18 protein-coding genes, 1 tRNA gene and 1 pseudogene are annotated in these 19,071 nt (G+C 73.9%); 11 read left to right on the plus strand and 9 right to left on the minus strand.

Features of this window, described 5'->3' with window-relative positions:
• Nucleotides 1-120: 120 nt before the first annotated feature.
• A pseudogene (locus tag WMI84_RS04190) lies at nt 121-312 on the minus strand (N-acetylglutamate synthase); the annotation flags it as partial.
• A 29-nt stretch (nt 313-341) separates the two neighbouring features.
• On the opposite strand from WMI84_RS04190, the gene WMI84_RS04195 reads away from it, so the two are divergent.
• Nucleotides 342-935: a hypothetical protein gene (locus WMI84_RS04195; RefSeq protein WP_347350757.1), complete on the plus strand. Its 594-nt coding sequence runs from the start codon at nt 342-344 to the stop codon at nt 933-935.
• Between the two features lie 379 nt (nt 936-1,314).
• Here the strand turns inward: WMI84_RS04195 and WMI84_RS04200 are convergent.
• A tRNA-Lys gene (locus WMI84_RS04200) sits at nt 1,315-1,387 on the minus strand.
• Nucleotides 1,388-1,851: 464 nt separating this feature from the next.
• Here WMI84_RS04200 and WMI84_RS04205 point away from each other — a divergent pair.
• From WMI84_RS04205 to WMI84_RS04225, 5 genes are all read left to right on the plus strand, one after another.
• Nucleotides 1,852-2,652 carry a PAS and ANTAR domain-containing protein gene (locus WMI84_RS04205; protein ID WP_347350758.1) on the plus strand — a complete coding sequence of 267 codons (801 nt, stop codon included), beginning with the start codon at nt 1,852-1,854 and terminating at the stop codon, nt 2,650-2,652.
• Nucleotides 2,653-2,661: 9 nt separating this feature from the next.
• Nucleotides 2,662-3,276, plus strand: a complete 615-nt coding sequence (locus WMI84_RS04210; protein ID WP_347350759.1) for a hypothetical protein — start codon at nt 2,662-2,664, stop codon at nt 3,274-3,276.
• A gap of 252 nt (nt 3,277-3,528) precedes the next feature.
• On the plus strand, nt 3,529-3,741 hold the full coding sequence (locus tag WMI84_RS04215) for a hypothetical protein (RefSeq protein WP_347350760.1): 213 nt from the start codon (nt 3,529-3,531) through the stop codon (nt 3,739-3,741).
• 97 nt (nt 3,742-3,838) lie between these two features.
• Nucleotides 3,839-4,459, plus strand: a complete 621-nt coding sequence (locus tag WMI84_RS04220; protein WP_347350761.1) for a DUF47 family protein — start codon at nt 3,839-3,841, stop codon at nt 4,457-4,459.
• A gap of 6 nt (nt 4,460-4,465) precedes the next feature.
• On the plus strand, nt 4,466-5,461 hold the full coding sequence (locus WMI84_RS04225) for an inorganic phosphate transporter (protein WP_347350793.1): 996 nt from the start codon (nt 4,466-4,468) through the stop codon (nt 5,459-5,461).
• A 57-nt stretch (nt 5,462-5,518) separates the two neighbouring features.
• On the opposite strand, the gene WMI84_RS04230 is transcribed toward WMI84_RS04225, so the two are convergent.
• The 4 genes from WMI84_RS04230 to WMI84_RS04245 are packed head-to-tail and all read right to left on the minus strand — an operon-like array spanning nt 5,519 to nt 10,481.
• On the minus strand, nt 5,519-6,469 hold the full coding sequence (locus WMI84_RS04230) for an NUDIX hydrolase (RefSeq protein WP_347350762.1): 951 nt from the start codon (nt 6,467-6,469) through the stop codon (nt 5,519-5,521).
• A 5-nt stretch (nt 6,470-6,474) separates the two neighbouring features.
• A complete protein-coding gene (locus tag WMI84_RS04235) occupies nt 6,475-8,814 on the minus strand; it encodes an RNA degradosome polyphosphate kinase (RefSeq protein ID WP_347350763.1) in 2,340 nt (779 codons plus the stop codon).
• A 57-nt stretch (nt 8,815-8,871) separates the two neighbouring features.
• Complete coding sequence (mshD, locus tag WMI84_RS04240) at nt 8,872-9,783, minus strand: mycothiol synthase (RefSeq protein WP_347350764.1); 912 nt, start codon at nt 9,781-9,783, stop codon at nt 8,872-8,874.
• 23 nt (nt 9,784-9,806) lie between these two features.
• Nucleotides 9,807-10,481 (minus strand): response regulator transcription factor, encoded by a 675-nt coding sequence (locus WMI84_RS04245; RefSeq protein ID WP_347350765.1) that lies wholly within the window; start codon nt 10,479-10,481, stop codon nt 9,807-9,809.
• A gap of 79 nt (nt 10,482-10,560) precedes the next feature.
• Between WMI84_RS04245 and WMI84_RS04250 the strand changes: the two genes are divergently transcribed.
• Both WMI84_RS04250 and WMI84_RS04255 read left to right on the plus strand, forming a co-directional pair.
• Nucleotides 10,561-10,854 (plus strand): MoaD/ThiS family protein, encoded by a 294-nt coding sequence (locus WMI84_RS04250; RefSeq protein WP_347350766.1) that lies wholly within the window; start codon nt 10,561-10,563, stop codon nt 10,852-10,854.
• Nucleotides 10,855-10,863: 9 nt separating this feature from the next.
• Nucleotides 10,864-11,676 carry a hypothetical protein gene (locus WMI84_RS04255; RefSeq protein WP_347350767.1) on the plus strand — a complete coding sequence of 271 codons (813 nt, stop codon included), beginning with the start codon at nt 10,864-10,866 and terminating at the stop codon, nt 11,674-11,676.
• Here the strand turns inward: WMI84_RS04255 and WMI84_RS04260 are convergent.
• The gene (locus WMI84_RS04260; protein ID WP_347350768.1) at nt 11,660-13,081 is read right to left on the minus strand and encodes a wax ester/triacylglycerol synthase domain-containing protein; all 1,422 of its coding nucleotides are present in this window, start codon (nt 13,079-13,081) and stop codon (nt 11,660-11,662) included. The two genes, WMI84_RS04255 and WMI84_RS04260, sit on opposite strands and share 17 nt — an antisense overlap.
• A gap of 260 nt (nt 13,082-13,341) precedes the next feature.
• Here WMI84_RS04260 and WMI84_RS04265 point away from each other — a divergent pair, with 260 nt between their 5' ends.
• The 3 genes from WMI84_RS04265 (at nt 13,342) to WMI84_RS04275 (ending at nt 17,483) form a co-directional block, all read left to right on the plus strand.
• Nucleotides 13,342-13,827, plus strand: coding sequence for a hypothetical protein (locus tag WMI84_RS04265; RefSeq protein ID WP_347350769.1), 486 nt, complete (start codon nt 13,342-13,344; stop codon nt 13,825-13,827).
• Between the two features lie 119 nt (nt 13,828-13,946).
• Nucleotides 13,947-15,419: an alpha/beta hydrolase gene (locus WMI84_RS04270; protein WP_347350770.1), complete on the plus strand. Its 1,473-nt coding sequence runs from the start codon at nt 13,947-13,949 to the stop codon at nt 15,417-15,419.
• A 168-nt stretch (nt 15,420-15,587) separates the two neighbouring features.
• Nucleotides 15,588-17,483, plus strand: a complete 1,896-nt coding sequence (locus WMI84_RS04275; protein ID WP_347350771.1) for a potassium transporter Kup — start codon at nt 15,588-15,590, stop codon at nt 17,481-17,483.
• A 16-nt stretch (nt 17,484-17,499) separates the two neighbouring features.
• Here the strand turns inward: WMI84_RS04275 and WMI84_RS04280 are convergent, their stop codons facing one another.
• Complete coding sequence (locus tag WMI84_RS04280) at nt 17,500-18,168, minus strand: helix-turn-helix domain-containing protein (RefSeq protein ID WP_347350772.1); 669 nt, start codon at nt 18,166-18,168, stop codon at nt 17,500-17,502.
• Between the two features lie 54 nt (nt 18,169-18,222).
• Nucleotides 18,223-19,020: a redoxin domain-containing protein gene (locus tag WMI84_RS04285; protein ID WP_347350773.1), complete on the minus strand. Its 798-nt coding sequence runs from the start codon at nt 19,018-19,020 to the stop codon at nt 18,223-18,225.
• Nucleotides 19,021-19,071: the final 51 nt, after the last annotated feature.

Here is a 19,071-nt window from a genome sequence, read left to right on the forward strand (position 1 = left end):
GACGCGATCTGACCGGTACCGCTCGACAGCGCTACCGGCGCCCCACCCCGGTTGTGCGTGGTTGTGGTCGCCAGGGCCGCCACAACCACGCACAACCCCCCGGTGCTGACCCAGAGGCCGTCACAGCGTGCGCAGCATGCGGGTGTTGCCGAGGGTGTTGGGTTTGACCCGCTCCAGGTCGAGGAACTCGGCGACGCCCTCGTCGTACGAGCGCAGCAGCTCGGCGTAGACGTCACCGGTGACCGCCTGGCCCTCGATCGACGCGAAACCGTGCCGGGTGAAGAACCTCGTCTCGAAGGTGAGGCAGAACAGGCACCCCCGGTCGGGCGCTACGCTGGGACATGAGTGAGCGGCATACGCCGGAGGGGCCCGGCGAACGCCCGACGGTGGGGCCGTTGGGTGAGCGCTTGGTGAGCGGGCGGACCCGCCCCCAGCGGCTGCTGATCTGGCTCGGCGCGGCGGCGACCTCGATCCTGGCGATCGGCGCCCTGGTGACCGCGGTCACCGGCTGGTTCCACGGGCAGGGTCAGCCGGCGGCGCCCACCGTCGCCGGACCGACCCAGGGGCCGACCGGGTCGGCGGCTGTCAGACCGGCCGGGCCGGACGGCGTGGTGGTGGTGCGGAACCAGTCCGCGGAGGCGGACCAGCTGGTCCGCACCCTGCTGGACTCGGTCGGCAGGCACCCCGTGCAGCTCAACCACCAGATCCTCGCGCCCGAGTACCTGAGCACCGGCATGCCCGAGCTGACCTACGGCTGTGACGCATCCGGGTTCTGCGTCAAGACCAGGATCGAATGGACCAACAAGCCCTTCGGGTCCGTGCGTGGCGGGTTCTGGGCGCAGGGGTGCTACCAGGTCGCCAAGGACGGCGAGGGCTACGGTGTCGAGCCCCTCGACCTGGAGCTGACCCACCAGGGGCCGGTGTGCCCGTCATGAGGGCGCGGGCGCGTCACGTGGCCGGCTGCGGGCCGGCGTGGTCCCGGGGGCCGACCCGGCGTGTGCGCCGGTCGAGCGGTGACGGGTGTTGCCAGGGGTGACCCGGCATGACGGCGCGGGTGCGCTGCTCGCGGGGGTGGCTGGCCACCAGCTATCGGGCCGGGGCGGGATTGTGGGTGCTCGCGGGGGTGGTTGGCCACCAGCTATCGGGCCGGGGCGGGATTGTGGGTGCTCGCGGGGGGGGCTGGCCATCGACTATCGGGCCGGGGCGGGATTGTGGGTGCTCGCGGGGGTGGTTGGCCATCGACTATCGGGCCGGGGCGGGATTGTGGGTGCTCGTCCGGGCGCCGGGTCGCCGCGTCATCGACCGGTGCGAACGTGGGCCCCGTCGGGCTCGAACCGACGACCGGCGGATTAAAAGTCCGATGCTCTACCAACTGAGCTAGAGGCCCGCAGGAGCCGGTCGCGGCCACCTCGACACGCCCCGGTCGCTGCGGCACGGGTCCGACCCGCCAGCCACCAGTATGCCGGACCGTCTGCCCGCCCGACCCGGTACCGGCCCGCCGCCCCACAGGGGCGGCGCCTGCGGGCCGGCTGGTACCCGACGGCGACGACCCGCCCGCGGGCTCACCGGGGAACGGCCGGCAACCGGTCCGCCCCGACGCCACCCGCACAGGGGTATGCCGCTCACCTCGCAGCGCCGCCGACCCGGCCCTGCGCACGAGGCGGGCTCGGCGGCATACCCCCCCACCCGCGCGCGCAGTCCGGCGACCCGTGATCCGACCGGTGCCCACGCCGACCCGGGCACGCCGGGCCCGTTAGGGTGGTCGTGGTTGAGCCACCAGCCGACGGTCGCTGCCCGGTCCGCCCGGGCCGGCCAGGATCGGCGACGGCCAGGAACCAGGAGAAGCCCGGGATGCCGAAGCGCAGCGAGTCGACACCTCACTTCACGGAGGCGAGCGCCCCACCGGTGGCAGCATGCCGGTACGACGCGGTCGGCGACCGGCTGTGGTGGTCCCCGCAGATGTACCGGCTGTTCGGCTTCGAGCCGGGCGAGGTCGTCCCCACGCTGGCGCTCGTGGACGCGCACATCCACCCGGAAGACCGGCTCACGGTGCACGGGATCTGCTGCCCGGCGTGGCAGCACGGCGGGCCGTTCACGACGCGCCACCGCATCCACGACAGCAGGGGGGCCGTGCACGACGTGCTCGCGGTGGGCGAGTCGATCCTGACCGAGGGGCGTTGCGTGACGGTCCATGCCTACTACGTCGACGTCACGACCCAGATCGGCGCCGACGTGCGGGCCGGCGTCACCACCGCGCTGACCGAGACGTTCCGCACCCGGGGGCTGATCGACCAGGTCAAGGGTGCGCTGATGCTGGCCTACGGCGTCGACGCCGACACCGCGTTCTCGCTGCTGCGGGGCATCTCGAACAACCACAACCTGCGGGTCGCGCAGCTGGCGGCCTACGTCGCCGACCGGATGGCCCGCGCGGAGCCCGGCCCGGAGCCGGCCCAGGAGACGCTCTTCGAGATCCTCGCCTCGGTCGCCGACCGGCGCGCCCTCATCGAGTCGTGGGCCGAGCCGGACGGGAGCGTCCCCGACCCGCCACACCCCGGGGGACTCGACACCGAGCGACCTCCCGACACCGAGGGACGGGAGCCGGATGGAGCGGGGCAGGGCCGGTCGGGTCCGGCCGGCCCGCCAGCGGGCTAGCCTGCTGGAGTGAGCAACGAGGAGCGCCGTACGCCGCCGCGCCGGCCGGCGTTCTTCAGCCCGTCGGCGCTCGAGGCCCACGGCGGGTCCTACGACCCGACCGAGGCGCTGCACGCCGCCCACGCGACCGCCGCGGTCCTCGTGCACACGGGGCGGGCGGCGGCCGACCCCGAGCTGACCGAGCGCCTCGTCGAGCTGGTCGCCGAGATCGGCCTGTCGACGGTGGCCGAGCTGTGGTCGGAGCGGCCCGCCCGGACCCTGCCCGGGGCGCTGTGGCGGCTCTACGTCCTGCACGAGTGGGTGCGTCGCGCCCCCGAGCAGGCCAGCCGCGAGTATGCCGCCGGGGTGTGGTTCACCGGCCCCAACCACGTGGTCGCGGGCGCGGCCGAGCCGCCGGGTCCTGAGGAGGTCCGCCGCGTCAGCGACGAGATCCTGCGCGGCGTCTTCGCCGGCGACCTCGCCGTGGCGCTGGAGCGGGCCGCCGCGTTCTGCCGCGTCGTCTCCGCCGGGCGCGCCGACATCGGGGAGGGGGAGCAGGCGGCGGCGGGCGCTGCGAACCTGCTCGCGATGGCCGGCGACCTGACCGCCTGCGCGCACCTGTGGCGGGCCGGCACCCTGGCCTGACGCAGGTCCGGCCGGACCGAAGTCTTCGAAGGAAGTTCTGCCGGCTGGACGGAAGTCTTTCGAGATCGGCCGCCGGACCCTTATTCTGGACTGCGCGTCGGGTCGCGGTAGCCCCGGGTCCCAAATTCTGCCGCTCAGAGCGGCCCTGTGCCGAGAGGCGCTCCCGGCCCGACGCAACAGGTCGGCGCACTGCTCGGAATCCGTCGACCGATAGCCCCCCGCCGGGTCTCGGCGGACCCTAGATTTGTCTGCATGACGCGTGCGGACGAGGGTGAAGGGGAGCTGCTCGACGCCGACCTGCGCGACGAGATCGAGCTCGTCAGCGACCTCGTCGTCGCGGCCTCCGCGTCCGACCGCCACTTCACCCCCGCCGAGGTCGATGCCCTGCTCGGGATCGGGCCCGAGGCCCCCGACGAGCCCGCCGGCGACGAGCGCGGGTCCGCAGCCGAGCCCGCCGACGGCTGACGTCCGCCGGGCGCGCCAGCGGGCCGCTGGTTTGCGCCGACGTGCACCGGACGGCATAGCATCGTCCCGACCAGCCGTCCAGCGACCGGAGCCAGCCGTGGGCCTACGCCTCACACCCCAGGAGACGAGCTTCTACTCGCTCTTCGCCACGTCAGCCGATCTGCTCGTCCAGGCCACCCGCGAGCTCACCAGGCTGCTCGAGGCCGCCCCGTCCGACCGCCAGCCGATCGCCGACCGCCTGAAGGAGCTCGAGCACGAGGCCGACGACGCGACCCACGCGATCATCAAGCGGGTCAACAGCTCGTTCATCACACCCTTCGACCGCGAGGACATCCACGGCCTGGCCGCCCACCTGGACGACTGCATGGACCACATGGAGGAGGCGGCCGACCTGATCTGCCTCTACCGGATCGGCGAGCTGCCCAGCGGTCTGGCCGGCCAGTTCGAGATCCTCTCGCGCATGGCCGAGGTCACCGCGGAGGCGATGCCCAGGCTGCGCTCGCTGCAGAACCTGTCCTCCTACTGGATCGAGATCAACCGTCTGGAGAACCAGGCCGACGACCTGCACCGCAAGATGCTCGCGGGACTGTTCAACAACGGCAACGACGCGATCCACGTGATGAAGGCCAAGGAGATAATCGACGGCTTCGAGGACGCAGCCGACTCGTTCGAGAAGGTTGCCCACCTCGTCGAGGGCATCGCCGTCAAGGAGTCGTAACCGGTGCTGGACCTGCTGCCCATCGGCATCGTCATCGCGCTGGCGATGGGCTTCAACTACACCAACGGGTTCCACGACGCGGCGAACGCCATCGCCACGTCGGTCTCGACCCGGGCCCTGACCCCCCGTGCCGCGCTGTTCATGGCCGCGGTCGCCAACCTCGTCGGCGCCTTCTTCGGCACCAAGGTGGCCAAGACCATCGGGTCCGGGATCATCGACGAGCCCGTGGGCGTGCGTGGCCTGTGGCTCGTCGGCGCCGCCCTCGTGGGCGCGATCGGCTGGAACCTGATCACCTGGTGGTTCGGGCTGCCCTCCTCGTCGTCCCACGCGCTCATCGGCGGCCTGGCCGGCGCCGCCGTCGTCGCCGGGGTCGGGGTGCAGTGGTTCAACATCCTGATGGTGGTCATCATCCCGATGATCGTCTCGCCGGTCGCCGGCCTGCTGCTCGGCTACCTGGTCATGACCGCGATCCTCTGGCTGTTCCGGCACGCCCAGCCCGGCAAGGTCCAGCGTGGCTTCCGCTGGGCCCAGACCCTCTCCGCGGCCGCAATGGCCTTCGGGCACGGCCTGCAGGACGCCTCCAAGACCGCCGGCGTCGTCGTGCTGGCGCTGAGCGTCGCCGGCCACCACGAGGGGTCGCACATCCCGGTCTGGGTCCTGGTGCTGTCCGCCATCGTCATCTCCCTGGGCACCTACTCGGGCGGCTGGCGGATCATGCGCACCCTGGGCCGGCGCATCATCCACCTCACCCCGCCGCAGGGCTTCGCCGCCGAGACCACCGCCGCCGGGATCCTCTACGTCGCCGGGATGAGCTTCGGGGCGCCGATCTCGACGACGCACACGATCACCTCGGCGATCATGGGCGTCGGCGCGACCAAGCGGCTCTCGGCGGTGCGCTGGGGGGTGGCCGGCAACATCGTCGGCGCGTGGATCTTCACCTTCCCCGGGGCCGCCCTGGTCGCGATGATCGCGTGGTACGTCACGTTCTGGGGGCGCCTCTGACGTCGGGCCGGGACGCAGCCGTCCGGCGCCGAGGGTGGCCGGGGCGAGGGTCCGCGCTCAGCAGGTGATGCGCTCGACCGCGACCACGGCCGCGGCCTCGGCCCGTCCGTGGACGTGGCAGACCAGCACCTCGCCCTTGCGCATCTGCTCGTCCGCCGCCCCCGCCAGCTCCTCGCGGCACGCCTCGGCCCGCGGGAGGTCGTCGGCGACCAGCTCGACCAGGCGCCCGAGCAGGTCGGGCAGGACCGGCCCGTGGGTGCACAGCGCAGCGGGGGTAGCGCGCCGCAACGCCGCGGCCAGGTGACGTGCCGCCCGGGCGGGGTCGGCGGCATACCCCTCCTCGGAGAGGCCGTCCTTCGCGCGCAGCCGCAGCCCGGCGCGGGCGGCATACGGCTCGAGGGTGGCCGAGCAGCGCACGGAGGGTGAGGTGACCAGCCGGGAGATGCCGTATGCCGCCAGCACCCCGGCGATCGTGGCCGCCTGCCGGGTGCCCGCCGCGGTCAGCGGCCGGAGCCGGTCGTCGCCGCGCCAGGCCTCGCGGGGCCGGGCCCTGGCGTGCCGGACGAGCGCCAGCGGCCAGGTGTCCAGGCGACCGTCGCGCTCGGCCCGCACGAGCGCGCGCAGCTGCTCCCGGTCACGCGAGTAGTCCAGCCGGTCGTGGGCGGCGCCGACCTCGACCCAGTCGAGCGCGTCGATCTCGTGCTCGAGACGGCCGTGGCCCCCGGTGACGACCGCGGCCCAGTAGTCGACGTGCTTGCTGGCGAGCCCGCCGGCCCCGTCGGGCAGGGGGTACTCCGACGGCGGCAGGGGCGCGGCGAGCCGGACCTGCAGCCCGGTCTCCTCGAGGGTCTCGCGGACCGCGGCCAGGCACGGCAGCTCGTCGGGGTCGAGCTTGCCCTTGGGCCAGGACCAGTCGTCGTACTTCGGCCGGTGCACGAGGGCGACCTCGAGCCGGCCGTCGCGGCGACGCCACGGCAGGGTCCCCGCGGCCGGGATGGAGGAGGCCACCCGGCTCAGCGGCGCCGGGCCTTGCGGCGCCGCTTGTCGTGCCGCTCGGCCAGCCTGGCCTGGATGTCGACGAGCGGCTCACCGGCCTCGTCGGTGGCGTGCCGGACCCAGCGCCCGTCCGGCCCCAGGTCCCAGCGCGAGCTCGAGTCGGCGAACCCGAGGGCGAACAGCTGGGCCAGCTCGGTCAGGTGCCCCGGGTCGGTGATCCGCACGAGCGTCTCGACGCGCCGGTCGAGGTTGCGGTGCATCATGTCGGCGCTGCCGATGTAGACCTGCGGGTCGCCGCCGTGGTCGAACCAGAACAGCCGCGAGTGCTCGAGGAAGCGGCCCAGCACCGAGCGGACCCGAACCGTCTCGGACAGGCCGGCCACCCCGGGGCGCAGGGCACAGATGCCCCGCACCCACAGGTCGACGCGGACCCCGGCCTGCGAGGCGCGGTAGAGCGCGTCGATGACCGCCTCGTCGACGATCGAGTTGACCTTGATGGCGACGCGGCCGGGGGGCTGTCCCTCGCCCCGGTTCGCGTGCAGGGCCACCTCCTCCTCGATGAGGTCCACCAGACCGGACCGGACGCTGCGCGGCGCGACGAGCAGCCGCTTGAACTTGCTGCGCGGCGCGAAGCCCGACAGCTGGTTGAACAGGCGCGACATGTCCTCGCCGACCTGCGGGTCGCAGGTGAACAGGCCGAAGTCCTCGTAGATCCGGGCCGTCTTGGGGTTGTAGTTGCCGGTGCCGATGTGGGAGTAGCGGATCAGCCCCTCCGGCTCCTGGCGCACCACCAGACAGAGCTTGGCGTGGGTCTTGAGCCCGACGACGCCGTACACGACGTGCACCCCGGCCTGCTCCAGCTTGCGGGCCCAGGAGATGTTGTTGACCTCGTCGAACCGGGCCTTGATCTCGACGACGGCCAGCACCTGCTTGCCGGCCTCGGCGGCGTCGATGAGCGCGTCGATGATGGGGGAGTCGCCCGAGGTCCGGTAGAGCGTCTGCTTGATCGCCAGGACGTCCTTGTCGGCGGCCGCCTGTTCGATGAAGGACTGCACCGAGGTCGAGAACGAGTCGTACGGGTGCTGGACCAGCACGTCCTTGTGCCGGATCGCGGCGAGGATGTCGCCCGGCTGCGAGCTCTCGGTCGGCGCGAGGTCGGGGTGGGTGCGCGGGACGAACTTCGGGTACTCGAGGTCGGAGCGGTCCACGTCGGTCAGGCCCCACAGGCCGGTCAGGTCCAGGGGGGTCGGGAGCCGGTACAGCTCCCGCTCGCTGATCTGCAGCTCGCCGGTCAGCATCTCCAGGACCCGCGGGTCCATCTCCTTGTCCACCTCGAGGCGGATCGGCGGGCCGAACCGGCGCCGGGTCAGCTCCTTCTCGAGCGCGGTCAGCAGGTTCTCGACGTCGTCCTCCTCCACCTCGACGTCCTCGTTGCGGGTGACGCGGAAGGTGAAGTGCTCCAGCACCGTCATGCCCGGGAAGAGCTGGTCGAGGTGTGCTGCGATGACGTCCTCGAGCGGGACGAAGCGCTTGTGGTGGCCGGCGCCCTCGGTGCCGGCGGCGTCCGGCCGGTCGGCGATCTCGATGAACCGGGGCAGGTTCGGCGGCACCTTGAGCCGGGCGAAGTGCTCGACGCCCGTCTTGGGGTTCTCCAGCAGCACGGCGAGGTTCAGCGACAGGCCCGAGATGTAGGGGAACGGGTGCGCCGGGTCGACCGCGAGGGGGGTCAGCACGGGGAAGACGCGGTCGGAGAAGAACCAGTGCAGCGGCTGCCGGGCCGCCTCGTCCAGCTCGTCCCAGCGGATGATCTCGATGCCCTCGGTCTCCAGGGCGGGGCGCACGTCGTGCAGGAAGACGTCGGCGTGCTGGGCCATCAGCTCGTGCGCGAGCCGCGCCACGCGGTCGAGCAGCTCGCGCGGCTCGATGCCCGCGGCGGTCCGGACGGCCAGGCCGGTCGCGATCCGGCGCTTGAGACCGGCGACCCGGACCATGAAGTACTCGTCGAGGTTGCTCGAGAAGATCGCCAGGAACCGGGCTCGTTCGAGCAGCGGCACCAAGGGGTCCATGGCCAGCTGCAGGACCCGCTCGTTGAACTGGAGCCAGGACAGCTCGCGCTCGAGGAAGCGGTCAGCCGGCAGCTCCTGCTCCGGGCGGGGGGAGGGGGTCGCCGGCGCGAGGCCGACGAACCGGCCGTTGGGGGCCCGGGCCGGCAGCCGGGGGGCCGGCACGGCACTCGCGAACGAGCTGACCGCCTCCGTGACGAGGTCGGGGGCCGGGCCGCCCGGGTCGGTCCCGGCCTCTCCCGGCCCGGTCCCGGCGTCGTCGGACGTCACCTGCTCGAGGCTGCTCGTGCTCATGTGCCCATCGTGACACCGATTCCCGGGTGGTGGGCGGTCGGCCGGGTCGGGGCCGGCTCAGGGCCGGGCGAACTGGCGGTGGACCTGCAGGTCGTGGAACCCGAGGCCGAGGTAGGTGTGCAGCGCCGCGGCGTTGTCGTCGTCGACGTACAGCACCACGTCGTCCAGGCCCTGGTTGCGCAGGTGGTCGAGGCCCAGGATCGTGACCGCCCTGCCGAGCCCGAGCCCCTGGTGCTCGGGGGCGACCCCGACGACGTAGACCTCCCCACGCCGGCCGCTGGGCGGGTCGACCTTGGTCCAGTGGAACGCGGCGATCCGGTCGGGCTCGTCCTGCCGCACGAGCAGGATGAAGCCGTCGGGGTCGAACCACGGCTGGGCCATCCGCTGCTCGAGGTCGGGCATCCCGAGGGCGCCCTGCTCGGGGTGGTGGGCGAAGGCGGCGGCGTTGACCCGGAGCCACTCGCGCTCGTCACGACCCGGCTCGAACGAGCGGACGGTGAAGCCTGCGGGGAGCCGGGCCGCGGGCCAGGCCGGCCCGGAGGTCAGCGAGCGCCCCATGAAGTGCAGCTCCCGGACCGGCACGAAGCCCTGCGCCCGCGCGAAGGCCGTCGCGGCACCGGCCGGGTCGTGGCTCCACAGCCGCACGCCGGCCGGCAGCCGGGTCAGCAGCGCGGCACCGACCCCGCCGCCACGCCGGTCCGGGTCGACGACCACCTCGGCCGAGGGGGGCTCGCCCGGCCCGCCCGAGCGGGACTGCGCGTAGCCGGCGAGGGCCCGCTCGGCGGCATACGCGAGCAGGTGCGTGGCGCTGCGGTCGTCGCGGGACTCGACGGACAGGCGGAACTGCTCGGACAGCGCGGCGCTGCCGTCGGCCTCGCGGGCGCGCTCGGCGAGCCGCAGGATCGCGTGGGACTCGGCCGGGGACAGGGGGGACCGCGCGTCCCGGCGCTCGATCGTGACCTCGGGCATACGGCGATTCCATCACAGGGCGGTCACGGGACGGGCACGACGAGACGGTAGCCGACGTTGCGGACCGTGCCGATGAGCGACTCGTGGTCGGGCCCGAGCTTGGCCCGCAGCCGCCGCACGTGCACGTCGACGGTGCGGGTGCCGCCGTAGTAGTCGTACCCCCAGACCTCCTGGAGCAGCTGGGCCCGGGTGAACACGCGGCCCGGGTGCTGGGCGAGGTACTTGAGCAGCTCGAACTCCTTGTAGGTCAGGTCGAGCAGCTGCCCGCGCAGCCTGGCCGAGTAGCTGGCCTCGTCGATGACCAGCTCGCCCGAGGTGATCGGGGTGTCCAGCTCGCCGGACCCCGGCTGGTCGCGGGTCAGGGCGAGCCGGATGCGGGCGTCGACCTCGGCCGGGCCGGCCGTCTCGAGCACGACGTCGTCGACCCCCCACTCGGCGGTGAGACCGGCCAGCCCGCCCTCGGTCAGGATGGCCAGCAGCGGCGCGGTCGTGCCGGTCGCGCGCAGCACCCGGCACAGCGAGCGGGCCGCCGCGAGGTCGCGCCGGGCGTCGACGAGCACGACGTCGCACGCGGGGGCGTCCACCAGCGCGGTAGCCTCGGCGGCGAGCACCCGGACCGGGTGGGCGAGCAGCCCGAGCGCAGGCAGGACGTCGGCGCTGGGGGCCAGCGCATTCGTCAGCAGCAGCAACCGGGCCATTGCGAGCAGGATACGAGAGACTGGAGCCGGCCCGTCGGTCCGGACGGCGCCACGAGACGACCCGAGAGGAAGGTGCGCGGTGTCGACAGCCGCTGAGACGACTCCGGAGGCGGGCCCCGGCAGCCCCCCCGGGGCGCCGACGGTCACGGTGCGCTACTGGGCCGCGGCGCGCGAGGCCGCAGGCACGGCGACCGAGCGCCAGGCGGGCCGGACGGTCGGGGGTGTGCTCGATGCCGCCGTCGGCCGCCACCCGGGACTGGCCGGCGTCGTCGCGGCCTGCACCGTGCTCGTCGACGGGCTCGCGGCCGACCGGTCGGCCCGGCTCGAGGAGGGCGCGACGGTCGAGGTGCTGCCGCCCTTCGCGGGAGGCTGAGTGGGGCCGGTGACCGATCCCGCAGTCGAGGACCCGCCCGGCGGGCCCGAGGAGCACGGCCCGTTGCGCCTGCCGTTGTCACCGGTGTCGGGTGACCGGGTACGTCCCTGGTCCGTGGTCGTGACCGTGCTGGGCGCGGTGGCCGTGCTCGTCGCGTCGCCCTCGGGGTATGCCGCCGTGCTCGGTGTGGTCGCCGCCCTGACCCTGGTCGTCGTGCTGGGGTGGCCCGCGGTGGGCGCGTCGCGATCGCCGCTCGCCTCGTCGGTCGTCCTCGCGATCGCCGGTGTCGCCATGCTCGCGGCCACCGTCCGCGACGACCTGCGGTGGCTGCCTGCGGCCGTGGCGCTCGGGATGGTCGCGGCCTTCTTCCACCAGCTGCTGCGGCCGCCACCACGCGAGGGCCTCGTGCTCTCGCTCCTGGCCGCGCTCGGCGGGCTCGTCCTGCTGGCCTGTGGTGCCCTGCTCGTGGTGAGCACCCACGAGCCCGGCTCGCGCCCGGTCATCGTGGTGGCGATGCTGGCCGTGGCGGTCGGCGTCGCGGGCGACCTGCTCGCGCCGGTCCGCGTGCTGCGCCCGTTCCTCGGGTTCGTCGTGCTGCTGGCCGGCATGGGGGTGGCCGCGCTCACGGTGTCGTGGTCGGACCAGCTGACCACGCTGGGGGCTCTGGGCATCGGCGCCGCCGCTGCGACCATCTCGTGGTCCCTGCGACGGGTCCTCGCCCTCCAGCCGGCGCTGCTCGGTGGGCTCGGTCAGGCCGCGGTGGGCTGCGGGTCGGTCCTGTTCGCCGGCGCGCTGGTGCGGCTCTTCACGATCCTGCTCTGACCCTGCCGTCCCCTCGCCCGGGCGGTGGTTCGCTCCGGATCGGTGACGCGATGCCGCGCAGCTCCGACTCGAGCTCGCGCACCAGCCGGTCGGCCTCGGGGAAGTGGTCGGGGTCCGTGACCACCGTCACGGTCAGGGTGCCGGCGTAGTCGAGCACCTCGAAGTAGACGGGCATGTTCCCGGCCTCGCCCACGGCCAGGGCAGCGGCAGCGACCACCGGATGGCCGGCCAGTCGAACCGGCTGCACGGGAGCGCGCACGTGGCTGACCAGGGTGTGCATCCGACGCTGGTGGCGCAGGTACCACCGGAAGCCGCCCATGGCGGCCAACGGCCGGAAGAGCCACCCGAGGATGGCGATCGGGGGCGGCCCGGCGGCCGCCGCGCGGTGCCGGCGCACCTGCGCCGCCACGTCCGAGACGGCCGCAGCCACCGGGCCGGTCGACGGCACCGCGACGAGCATCGGGCTGACCAGGTTGCCCAGCTGCCGACCCGCGCCGGGTGGCGAGTCCGCGGCCCGGCTACGCCCGGACACCGGGACGGCGACGACCACGGGGTCCGGCTGCCCGTCAGACGCGGGCAGCACCGACCGCAGGGCTCGGGCCACCGCCACCAGGACCGCGTCGTTCGTGCTGCCGCCGGCCGCGCGCGCCGCCAGGCTCAGCTGCGCGCGTGGTAGCCGGAGACACCGCACCTGTCGGGACGCCCCGGTGGGCCGCAGCAGCGTCCGGTTCGGCAGGCGCGGCGGGTGCACGCCCCCGGCGGCCTGCATCGCCCGGCGCAGCAGCCTCGTCGAGGCGGCCAGGTGGGCCAACCCGCGAATCCGGCTGCGGAGCGCCGTCCCGGCGAGCACCGCCGTGCTCGGCCGCGCACGCGGGAACGGCCCGCCCGGGTCGGCCGGGCGGCGGGAGTCCTCGGACTGGTCGTCGGCCAGGGCCCCCAGCACGAGCAGGCCGCCTGCGCCGTCGGCCAGCGCGTGGTGCAGGACCACGACCAGGGCGAGGGACCGCCCGTCCGGGTCGGACAGCAGCGTCGCCGACCAGAGCGGCCGGTCCCGCGGCAGGCGTCGGGTCACCACCGACAACGCTTCGTCCAGCACGGCCTGCTCGCCGGTGTCCGCACACGTCCGGCCGGTGACGTGGCGAGCGAGCTCGAACCTGTCGTCGTCGACCCAGACGGGTCCGCCGCACCCGAAGGGGCTGGGCACCAGACGCTGGCGCAGCCGCCGGACCCGCGGCACCCGACCCGCCAGCACCGCGCGCAAGGTGCCCAGGTCCGGTGCGGCCGCGGCGCCGAAGAACAGCACGGCAGCCACCTGCTCCGGGACCGGGCCGCGGTCCATGGCCAGGAACGCGCGGTCGGCCGGACTGGCCCGCTCCACCGGCGCCGCGACCCCGAACTCGGCCATGACCCAAGCAGAGCCCGCCGCCGCACGCCCCACCAGTGTCGAAGGTCCCGCACGTCATCCGGCGCAGCGGGCGGCATACCCACCGGTGCTGCGGGCCCAGCCGGATCGGCGGGACGTTCGGCCCTGGCGGGCCCCGGCCCGACCGGGGTGTGCTGGCGCCGGAGGACCCGGAGGGCGCTCCGGTACGAGCCGGCCGCGCTGCCCCCTTCGCCGAACCGCGCGTCCGGCCGACGCGGGCGCCAGGCACCGAGGAGCGGACCATGACCACGACCAGCCCCAACCGGCACCCCGCCCTCCGGGGTCGTCGTCCCACCGGCGAGCGTCCGGCCCGGATGACGCGCCGGCGCTGGTCCGCCTGGACGGCCGCCTGGACCGGCGGGGCCGTCCTGGCGGTGGCCAACGGCACGGTTCGCGAGCTCGTCCTCGTGCCCTGGCTGGGCGCGACGGGTGCGCGCCAGGTCTCGACCCTGGCGCTGGTGCTCCTGCTGGCCGGATACATCTGGTGGCTGTGCCGGCGGCTGCCCCTGCCCACCGTGCGGGTCGCGCTGCGCGTCGGGGTGCTCTGGGTGGTCCTCACGCTGGGCTTCGAGTTCGGGCTCGGCCACTACGTGCAGGGCAAGCCCTGGGCGACGCTGCTGGCCGACTACGACCTGAGCGCGGGGCGGATCTGGCTGCTGGTCCCGCTGTGGACGCTCGTCGCGCCCGCCGTGACGACCTGGCTGCAGGGTCGCGGGGGACGACGGTGACGGCGCCGGACCGCACGGGCCTCGACCGACCGACGCGGCCGGGGCCGGCCCCGTCCGCGACCCGGCCGGCCGCCGCGGTCTCGGCGTGGCGGGGTCGTCGCGCGCGCGCCGTGGGCGGGGTGCTGGCGACCGCGGCCTACGGGGTGGCTCTCGGGCTGGCGCTGCCGCGGGGCCCGGTGACCACGGCCCAGGCCCTGACCACCCTGACCGCAAGCTTCGGGGCGGGTCTGCTCGCCGGCTACCTCACGCGCTCCCGCTGGGCGATCCTGGTGGCCCCGACCGTCTTCGGGGTGGTGTTCGAGCTGGTGCGGGTCGGGGCGAGCGGCCCCACGGTGGACGCGGTCGCGCCGACGAGCACCTACGGCGTTATCGCGCTGCTGGTCGGGCGTGGGTTCCTGGCCCTGCTGACGCTGTCCCCGCTGGCTCTCGGTGCCACGCTCGGCGCGGCCGCCACCCGTACCGGCCGGGCATCGCCCGGTGGGCGCCCGCCCGCCCGCGGGACGCGCTACCTGCGCCGCACCGTGACGGCCCTGCTCTGCCTCGGTCTGGTGCTCTTCGGGGTGGCCCTGGCCCGGCCGGCCCGTACCGCGCCGATCCCGGGGGCCGACGGCCGGCCCCTGCCCGGCAGCATCGCCGAGCTGGTCCGCGTCGAGGTCGGCGGTCACGAGCTGGGCCTGATGATCCGTGGCCACGACGTCACCGACCCGGTGCTCCTGTTCCTGGCCGGTGGCCCCGGCGGCAGCGAGCTCGGGGCGATGCGCCGCCACGCCCAGGGCCTCGAGGAGGACTTCGTCGTGGCGACGTTCGACCAGCGCGGCACCGGCACCTCCCACCACCAGCTCGAGCCGGTCGAGACCATGACCCTGAAGCGTGCCGTCGCCGACGTGGTCGAGGTGAGCCGCTACCTGCGGGACCGGTTCGACACCGACCGGATCTATCTGGTCGGGCAGTCCTGGGGTTCGACCCTGGGCGTGCTCGCCGTGCAGGACTCGCCCGCGCTCTACCGGGCCTTCGTCGGGGTCGGCCAGATGGTCAGCCAGCGCGAGACCGACCGGATCTTCCGTGCCGACACCCTCGCCTGGGCCAGGCGGGTGGGCGACGAGGCGCTCGCCCGCGAGCTGACCGCGATCGGCCCGCCCCCCTACGCGGACGTCCTCGACTACGAGACCGCCCTGTCCCACGAGCAACAGGTCTACCCCTACGACCACGGCCCGAACTCCGAGGGTGCGGGCGGCTTCTCGGAGAACCTGTTCGTCGAGGAGTACACCCTGCTCGAGCAGGTGCACAACCTCGGCGCGTTCCTCGACGTGTTCACGATCCTGTACCCGCAGCTGCAGGACATCGACTTCCGGCGGAGCGCGACCAGGCTCGAGGTGCCCGTCTACCTCGTGCAGGGGGCGTTCGAGGCGCGTGGCCGTGCGGTCCTGGCCGACGAGTGGTTCGGGCTGCTGCAGGCTCCCCACAAGCAGCTGGTCGTGCTCGACACCTCTGGGCACCGCCCCATCTTCGAGCAGCCCCAGCGGTTCCACGAGGTGATGGTCGGGATCGTGCTCGCGCAGACCGAGGGCAGAGCCACCCCGCAGGGTGGGTGACCCGTCGGGTATGCCGCCCGGCCCGGGGCGGCGCGACCGGCCCCGCACGCGCGTCGCCCTCCGTCCCGCACGCGCGGTTCCCCGCCTCGCACGCGACGGCACGGCTGCGCCCGGGTGGCTCGGCGGCATACCAGCCACGGCTGGGCCCGGACGTGGATAATGCCGAGGATGAGGGCAATGCACGGGCATCCCCGCACCGGCTGGACCGTCCTCGCGCTGGGTGCCCTCGGCGTCGTCTTCGGCGACATCGGCACCAGCCCGCTCTACGCGTTCCAGACGGTCTTCACCATCGACGGCGGCATCGTGCGCCCGACCCACGGGGACGTGTACGGCGTGATCTCGCTCGTGTTCTGGTCGGTCACGATCATCGTGTCGGTCAAGTACGTCGCCTTCATCCTGCGCGCCGACAACGACGGCGAGGGCGGGGTCATGGCGCTGGCCGCGCTGGCTCGGCGGTGGGTGCGTCCGGGCGGACGCCGGTCCGTGCTGGTGATGCTGCTCGGGGTCGTGGGCGCGTCGCTGTTCTACGGTGACAGCGTCATCACCCCGGCGATCTCGGTGCTGTCGGCGATCGAGGGCCTGTCGGTGACCGCCCCGTCGCTACGTCCCCTCGAGGTGCCGCTGGGTGCGCTCATCATCACCCTGCTGTTCCTCGGCCAGCGGGCCGGCACCCACCGCGTCGGGCGGATCTTCGGGCCGGTGATGGTGGCCTGGTTCGTCGTGCTGGCGCTCCTCGGCGTCGGCGGGATCGTTGGTGACCCGGCCGTGCTGACAGCGCTGTCGCCGACGTGGGCGATCCTCTTCTTCGTCGACCATCCCTACATCACCTTCGTCGCCATGGGGGCCGTCGTGCTGGCCATCACCGGGGCGGAGGCGCTCTATGCCGACATGGGTCACTTCGGGCGCTCGCCGATCCGGCGGGCCTGGTTCGGGCTGGTCTTCCCGTGCCTGACGCTGAACTACCTCGGTCAGGGCGCCCTCGTGCTGCGCCACCCCACGGCCGTCACCAACCCGTTCTACCTGCTCGCGCCGGGGTGGGCCGCCTTCCCGCTCGTGGTGCTCGCGACCGGCGCGACCGTGATCGCCTCGCAGGCGGTCATCTCCGGGGCCTTCTCGGTCTCCCGGCAGGCCGAGCGGCTCGGCTACCTGCCGCGGCTCACGGTGCGACACACCTCCCAGGTCGAGGGCGGGCAGATCTACGTGCCGGTCATCAACTGGGTCCTGTACGGCGGCGTCATCCTGCTGCTGCTCATCTTCGAGTCCTCGGCCCGGCTGGCCACGGCCTACGGCCTGGCCGTCACCGGCACCTTCCTGCTCACCACGACGCTGTTCCTGATCCAGGCGGAGGCGGCCTGGGGCTGGGGCCGCTGGCGGCTGGCGGGGGTGGGCGCGCTCTTCGGCCTGCTCGAGGTCACCTTCTTCGCCGCCAACCTGACCAAGATCGTCCACGGCGGCTGGCTGCCGATCGTCATCGCGATCATCGTCGCGACGATCATGCTCACCTGGCGCAAGGGTGCCGCGATCGTGACGCGCAAGCGGCGCAACATGGAGGGCCCGCTCGCGGACTTCCTCGAGGACCTGCACACCGAGTCGTACGCCCGCGTCCCCGGGACGGCCGTGTTCATGCACCCGGCCGAGGACACCACCCCGCTGGCGCTGCGCGAGAACCTCCGGCTCAACCACGTCGTGCACGAGCGGATCGTGATCGTGCGCACCGTCTCCGAGGTCGTCCCGCACGTCGCCGCCTCGGACCGGATCCGCTGGCACGCGGTGGGGGCCGGGGGGGACGGCATCGTCCACGTCGACCTGCACTACGGCTTCCAGGACGACCAGAACGTCCCCCGGGCGCTCGCGCTGGCCCGGGAGCAGGGGGTGCCCGTCGACCCCGACGAGGCGGTCTACTTCCTGTCCCGGATCACCATCTCGCGCGGCCCGACGCGGCACATGTCCGCCTGGCGCAAGCGCATCTTCGTCGGGCTGGCCCACAACGCCGCCTCGCCGGCCGACTACTACCGCCTGCCCAGCAGCCGGACCGTGTCCATGGGTGCCGCGGTGAGCCTGTAGCCGGGTGGGCCCCGTCTCACCCGACAGCCTCGGCGGCCTCCGTGACGGCCGCGTGCGACCCGACGAGGGCGACCACGAGGCGGTCGACGCCGTCGTCGGTCCGCGCCAGCAGCCGCGTCGTCTGCGAGATCTCGAGCCGGTGGCGACAGGCCAGCTCGGACAGCTCGCCGACCAACAGCCCCCGGAAGTGGTGCAGCGCCGCCACGGTCTCGCCGAGGTCGCCGTGGTGGGCGGCGGTGACGCGCCCGTGCAGGGCCGCGGCCTCCACGGCCGGGCGGATCGCCGCGTCCCGCTCGTCCGGAGAGTGCGCGTCGACATAGCCGAGCAGCCCGTCGACCATGGCCCGGCCGGAGAGCGCCAGCAGGCACCTGGTCTCCTCGTCGGCCGTCTGCAGCCAGGCGATGTCACGACAGACCGTCGACACGTGGCGCTCGACGGTCCGGGCCAGCCGTTCGCGTGACTCGCCGAGGGCCGACAGCGACAGCCCTCCGGGCGGCTGGTGGAGCAGCTGCTGGATCATCGACCAGGCGTAGCGTCGGTGGCCGCCGGGAGTCGTGAAGGCCTGGACCTTCCCGGCCGCGCTCCACCGTCGGAGGGTGGCCGGTGAGACGCCCAGCATGATGCTCGCGTCGTGGACGCCGAGCCAGACCTCCGCCCGGTCCACGAGGTGTCGGCTACCGGACATGGCGGCCTCCCTTCCGTGCCCGCGCGGTGACGGACCGGAGCGGCCGGGCTGCGCTCATGGCGTCATCACACCTCTCAGTGACGTGGTGATCGTCTCGGGGGACACGGCACCCTCCCGGCGCTCGCGCAGCACTCCGTCCGCGTCGATGAAGAAGTGGGCCGGGATCGCCGAGACCCGGTAGGTGTCCGCGACCGCGGAGCCGGTGTCGGCGCCGATCGGGAAGGTGATCCCGACGCGCTGCGCGTAGTCGCGCACGGCCTGCTCTCCCTCGGAGATGTTGACGCCGATGACGGCCAGGCCCTGCGAGCGGTGCTGTCGATAGGCGGCCTCGATGTCGGGAACCTCGGCCTGGCAGGCCGCGCACCAGCTCGCGCCGAAGACGACCCAGACCGGCCGTCCGGCCAGCTCGGCGAGCGAGACCCGCGTGCCGTCGATCGCGGTCAGGGTGAAGTCCTGGGCCGGCGCACCGACCTTGGGCGGGGGCGCCGTGGACCGACCGGGAAGGCTCACGGCGGCGGTGCCGGCCGCCGCGGTGGTGCCGGCGGAGCGCATGGCGTCGACGACCCACGTCCCGCCGGCCACGAGGGCCGCAGTCACGAGCAGCACGACGATGGTCCCGTACCGGCTGGCCCGGATGCGCTCGCGCAGGCCGGGCCGGACGTCCGGGGCGGGACCGGCGCCGGTGCCCCGGGCCGATGGCTCGGCCAGCGCGTCGATGCCGCCGGAGCGGGTCCTCGGGGGTGCCGGTCGGGGGGCTCTCGGCGGGGGAGCGTCGAGCAGGTAGTCCTCGTCGAAGAGCTCGTCCGGGGGCGTCCCGGTCCCGGGTGCGCCGGGCAGGGTGCGGTCGGACATCTCGCTCGCCTCCTTTCGCCGGGTGCGGCTCTGGTCGTGCGGGTGGTCGGG

Origin of the sequence: Intrasporangium sp., assembly GCF_039812505.1 — a bacterium.
Classification (GTDB): domain Bacteria; phylum Actinomycetota; class Actinomycetes; order Actinomycetales; family Dermatophilaceae; genus Intrasporangium_A.